Origin of the sequence: Hydrogenophaga sp. (genome assembly GCF_030158645.1) — a bacterium.
Classification (GTDB): domain Bacteria; phylum Pseudomonadota; class Gammaproteobacteria; order Burkholderiales; family Burkholderiaceae_C; genus Hydrogenophaga.
In genome coordinates this window covers 1-5,168 of record NZ_JAOASO010000160.1, presented here as the reverse complement: position 1 = coordinate 5,168, position 5,168 = coordinate 1, and the positions used below count along the sequence as shown (strand labels likewise).

General features: G+C 68.0%; 4 protein-coding genes. All 4 read left to right on the top strand.

Going from position 1 to position 5,168, the window contains the following annotated elements; translation table 11 throughout:
- Positions 1-166: 166 nt before the first annotated feature.
- A complete protein-coding gene (locus Q1W68_RS17220) occupies positions 167-535 on the top strand; it encodes a glutaredoxin domain-containing protein (protein ID WP_300652600.1) in 369 nt (122 codons plus the stop codon).
- Positions 532-891 (top strand): hypothetical protein, encoded by a 360-nt coding sequence (locus tag Q1W68_RS17215; protein WP_300652602.1) that lies wholly within the window; start codon positions 532-534, stop codon positions 889-891. Before Q1W68_RS17220 ends, Q1W68_RS17215 begins: the two co-directional genes overlap by 4 nt.
- Positions 892-1,148: 257 nt before the next feature.
- Positions 1,149-2,345, top strand: a complete 1,197-nt coding sequence (locus Q1W68_RS17210; protein WP_300659259.1) for an efflux RND transporter periplasmic adaptor subunit — start codon at positions 1,149-1,151, stop codon at positions 2,343-2,345.
- 13 nt (positions 2,346-2,358) lie between these two features.
- Positions 2,359-5,168, top strand: a 2,810-nt coding sequence (locus Q1W68_RS17205; protein ID WP_300717165.1) for an efflux RND transporter permease subunit, incomplete at its 3' end; no start/stop codon positions are given.

The following is a 5,168-nucleotide window of genomic DNA, read 5'->3' as shown; positions in this document are numbered from 1 at the left end:
CCAGGCCGCGCAGATGGTGCAGGCCGTGGCGGTGTTCAAGCTCGCGCGCGCCTGAGCCCGAGGGCGGGCAAACCGGCGGACGCGGGCGGAGTAGACCTGCAAGCCGCGGTGGGCATCCATACCCACTACAGTTCAGGCCCTGACCCCCAGGACGCCAGGAGAGCCCATGCCCCGCCCCACACTCGACGAAGCCGCCATCCACCCCGCCATCCGGCACACGGTGGCCAACCTCCACGCCGACCTGTTGCGCCAGGCCCAGGCCGACGTGGCCAGCAACGCGGTGATGGTGTTCGGCATGTCGGGCAACCCCTTTGTCGGCAAGGCCCGCAAGGCACTCGATGCGGCCGGTGTGCCCCACGGTTACCTGGAGATCGGCAGCTACTTTTCGCAATGGCGCCGGCGCAATGCGCTCAAGATGTGGACCGGTTGGCCCACCTTGCCCATGGTGTTCGTGCGCGGCACGCTCGTGGGCGGTGCCGAGGATGTGGTCCGGCTCATCGAAACGGGCGAGCTGAAACGGCTGCTCGACACATGAAGCCGATGGCCGAAGTCTGGCGCTGTGATGCGGGTGGCGCCTCGGTGGCGGTGCTCAACATCCCCGGCTCGCTGGAGCGTCACCGCAGCTTCGACGTGGACGTGACGCTGGTGGTGCGGGTGCCGCAGCCGCTGGCGGGCGCCTGGCACGCCTTGACCGTGGAGCTCGATGGCCAGCAGAAATGGGCCCGACGCATCGCCAGCAACAGCCCCGGCCAGACCGACGGGCTGGACTACCACTGCCGCATTGAACTGCCCACCGGGCGGGCGCTGCGGGTGCGCGCGGTGGCGGCTTCCGCCGGCTCGGTGGTGCGCCAGCTGGTGGTGGAAGCGCGGGAAGAGCTGCCGGGCAGCTGAAGCGCGGCAGTGGGCGCTGTGCGCACAAATCCGGGCGCCGTGTGTGCGCTGCAGCAAAGACCTTGCACCCAACGCAGGACTCTGTCGAACGGTCTTGGTGCGACACACCGAGTGACCTTATGCTCGCGCCTTTGATAAAGCTTCGACCGGAAAATTCCTTATGCGTCAACGCGCTGCAGGGAATTTGATGGCGCACTTTCACCGGTGTGCCTTCCTGCGTCGGGAACGGTCATGAACCCTTTTTGCAGGTTTTGAACATGAACAATTCGTCGTGCGCGCCGCGCCGGGGTCTCCCGCTGGCGTTGTGGTCTCTTCTTCTGGTGGCCACGGCGTGGCTGAGCGCTTGCGGTGGCCCGGCCGACGCCCAGGGCGGCCCGCCCCAGGCGCCGCCGGTGAGCGTGGCGCCCGCGGTGGCCCGCACCGTCTCCGACAGTGAAACCTTCAGCGGCCGGCTCGAAGCCGCCGAGTACGTGGAACTGCGCCCCCGCGTGGGCGGTGTGGTGGACAAGGTCCACTTCGCCGACGGCGCGCTGGTCACCAAAGGCCAGTTGCTCTTCACCATCGATCCGCGCCCCTTTGAAGCCGAAGTGGCCCGGGCCGAATCGCAGCTCGCCGCGGCCCGCTCGCGCGCCGAGCTGGCCACCACCGAGGTGGCCCGTGCGCAGAAGCTGCTCGACGCCAAAGCCGTCTCGCGGCAGGAGTTCGACCAGCTCTCGTCGAGCTCGCGCACCACCGACGCCGACATCAAGGCCGCGCAAGCCGCCTTGCGCGTGGCGCAGCTCAACCTGTCGTACACCGCCGTGCGCGCGCCGATCGCCGGGCGCGCCTCACGGGCCAGCATCACGGCCGGCAACCTGGTCAACGAACAGGTGGTGCTCACATCCATCGCCGGTGTGTCGCGCGTGCACGCCTACTTCGATGGCAGCGAGCAGACCTTCCTGCGCATCCGCGCGGCCAACGAGAAAACGCCCGCCGTGCGCATGGGCCTGGCCAACGAAGACGGCTTTCCCCACCAGGGCACGCTCGACTTTGTGGACAACCGCCTCAACCCCCAGACCGGCGCCATCCGCCTGCGCGCCAGCTTCGACAACAGCAAGGGCCAGTTCGTGCCCGGGCTGGCCGCGCGCCTGACCATGGCGACCAGCGCGCCCTATGAGGCGGTGTTGGTGCCCGAGCGCGCCATCGGCACCGACCAGAGCAAGAAGTTCGTGGTGGTGGTGGGGGCCGACGGCCAGCCGCAGTTTCGCGGTGTGCAGCTCGGCGCCTTGCAGGGCGGCATGCGCGTGGTGGGTGGTGGCCAGCTCAAGGCCGGCGAGAACGTGGTGGTGGACGGCTTGCAGCGCATCATCCCGGGCGTGCCGGTGGCGCCGCAGGTGCTGAAGGTGGACGCGCAGGGCATGCCGATACCCGCCACACCCGCGCCCGCCCCGCAGGCCCCTGCGCCCGCGAACTGAGCGGAGCGCCACCATGGACATCTCCCGCTTCTTCATCGACCGGCCGCGCTTTGCCGCCGTGTTGTCGATCTTCATCTTCCTCGTCGGCACGCTGGCCATCTTCCAGTTGCCGCTGTCGGAGTACCCCGAGGTCGCGCCGCCGCAAATCGTGGTGCGCGCGCAGTTTCCCGGCGCCAACCCGCGCGTGATCAGCGAGACCGTGGCCACGCCACTGGAAGAGCAGATCAACGGCATCGAGAACCTGCTGTACTTTGACTCGCAAGCCACCGCCGACGGCGCCATGACGCTCACCGTCACGTTCAAGATCGGCACCAGCCCCGAGGCCGCGGAGACGGCGGTGCAGAACCGCATCAACCGCGCGCTGCCGCGCCTGCCCGAGATCGTGCGGCAGATCGGCGTGACCACCGAGAAAAGCAGCCCCAACCTGACCATGGTGGTTCACCTGGTCAGCCCGGACAACAGCCGCGACGCGCTGTACCTGCGCAACTACGGCCAGCTCAACGTGCGCGACGACCTGCTGCGCATCCCGGGCATGGGCTCGGTGCAGCTCTTCGGCGCAGGCGACTACGCCATGCGCGTCTGGCTCGACCCCTCCAAGCTCGCTGCGCGCGGCCTCACCACCGCCGAAGTGGTGGCCGCCATCCGCGAACAAAACGCGCAGGTGGCTGCTGGCACCGTGGGCGCGCCGCCCGCGCCCACCGGCACCGAGTTCCAGCTCGCGGTGAACACACAAGGTCGGCTCACCACCGAGGAGCAGTTCGCCGACATCATCGTGCGCGCCGAGCCCGCCACCGGCGGCATGATCCGCATCCGCGACATCGGCCGCGTGGAGCTCTCGGCCGGCAGCTACGCGTTGCGCAGCCTGCTCAACAACAAGGAAGCCGCGGCCATCGCGGTGTTCCAGGCACCGGGCTCGAATGCGCTGGCCTTGTCCAACAACGTGCGCGACACCATGGAAAGGCTGAAGGCGAACTTTCCGCCCGGCATGAGCTACAGCATCGTGTACGACCCCACGCGTTTCGTGCAGACCTCCATCGAAAAGGTGGTGGTCACGCTGCTGGAAGCCATTGCGCTCGTGGTGCTGGTGGTGATCGTGTTCCTGCAGACCTGGCGCGCGTCCATCATCCCGCTGCTGGCCGTGCCGGTGTCCATCGTCGGCACCTTCGCGTTCCTCTTGCTGCTGGGGTACTCCATCAACACGCTCACGCTCTTTGGCCTAGTGCTGGCCATCGGCATCGTGGTGGACGACGCCATCGTGGTGGTGGAAAACGTCGAGCGCAACATCGAGGGCGGTCTGAGCCCGCACGCCGCCACGGTGAAGGCGATGCAGGAGGTCTCGGGCCCCATCATCGCCATCGCGCTGGTGCTGTGCGCGGTGTTCGTCCCGCTGGCGTTCGTGCCCGGCCTCACCGGTCAGTTCTACAAGCAGTTCGCCGTGACCATCGCCATCAGCACGGTGATCTCGGCCTTCAACTCGCTCACGCTCAGCCCCGCGCTCTCGGCGTTGCTGCTGCGCCCGCACGACGCGCCCAAGGATCGTTTGACGCGTGGCATGGACAAGGTGCTCGGCGGCTTCTTTGCCTGGTTCAATCGCGTGTTCCACCGCGCCAGCGAAGGCTACGGCCAGCGCGTGGGCGGCATGGTGCGCCGCAAATCGGCCGCGCTCATCGTCTACGCCGTCTTGCTCGGTGTCATGGCGGTGCTGTTTGCCCGCATCCCCGCCGGCTTCGTGCCCGCGCCCGACAAGCAGTACCTCATCGGCATTGCGCAGCTGCCCGCCGGTGCGTCGATCGACCGCACCGACGCCGTGATCCGCGAGATGAGCGACATCGCGCTCAAGGTGCCGGGCATCGTGGACTCGGTGGCCTTTCCCGGTCTCTCCATTGCCGGCTTTTCGGCCGCGCCCAACGAAGGCATCGTGTTCTTTGGCCTCGCGCCGTTTGAAGAACGCACCACGCCCGACCTGAGCAAGGGCGCGATCCTCGGGCAGGTGAACGGTGCGATCCAGCAGATCCAGGGCGCGCGCATGTTCGTCGTGCCGCCGCCCGCGGTGGACGGTCTGGGCAACGCCGGTGGCTTCAAGTTGCAGGTGCAGGACCGCGGCGGCCTCGGTGAGCAGGCGCTGTATGGCGCGGTGTGGGGCACCCTGGGGCAGGTCTACGGCAACCCCCAGTCGAGCATCGGCACGCCGTTCTCGGGCTACGACATCAACGTGCCGCAGCTCTACGCGAACGTGGACCGCACGCGCGCCAAGCAGATGGGCATCAACCTGGCCGACATCTACGACACCATGCAGGTGAACCTGGGCTCGCTCTACGTGAACGACTTCACCCAGTTCGGCAAGACCTACCAGGTGGTGGTGCAGGCGGACGCGCCGTTCCGCAACAACGCCGAAGCCATCACCAACCTCAAGACGCGCAACGCCGCCGGCGAGATGGTGCCGCTGGGCGCGCTCATGACGGTGGAGCCCACCTTTGGCCCCACCCGCGTGACGCGCTACAACGGCTTCCCCTCGGCCGACATCAACGGCGCCGCCAACCCGGGCTTCTCGTCGAGCCAGGCCGAGGGCGAAATCGAAGCTCTGCTCAAGAAAACGCTGCCGCGCGGCATGAGCTACGAGTGGACCGAGCTGAGCTACCAGGACCGCCTGACGCGCGACATCACCCTGCCGGGCACGCAGACCCAGGTGCCCATCCTCGCGGCGGTGCTGGCCATTTCGGTGCTGCTGGTCATCCTGGTGCTGGCCGCGCAGTACGAGAGCTGGAGCCTGCCCATGGTGATCGTGCTCATCGTGCCGATGGGCATCTTGTCGGCGCTGTTCGG

Coding starts and splice junctions, on each gene's coding strand:
- Q1W68_RS17220 (WP_300652600.1), top strand. CDS start 167: ATGCCCCGCCCCACACTCGACGAAGCCGCCATCCACCCCGCCATCCGG.
- Q1W68_RS17215 (WP_300652602.1), top strand. CDS start 532: ATGAAGCCGATGGCCGAAGTCTGGCGCTGTGATGCGGGTGGCGCCTCG.
- Q1W68_RS17210 (WP_300659259.1), top strand. CDS start 1,149: ATGAACAATTCGTCGTGCGCGCCGCGCCGGGGTCTCCCGCTGGCGTTG.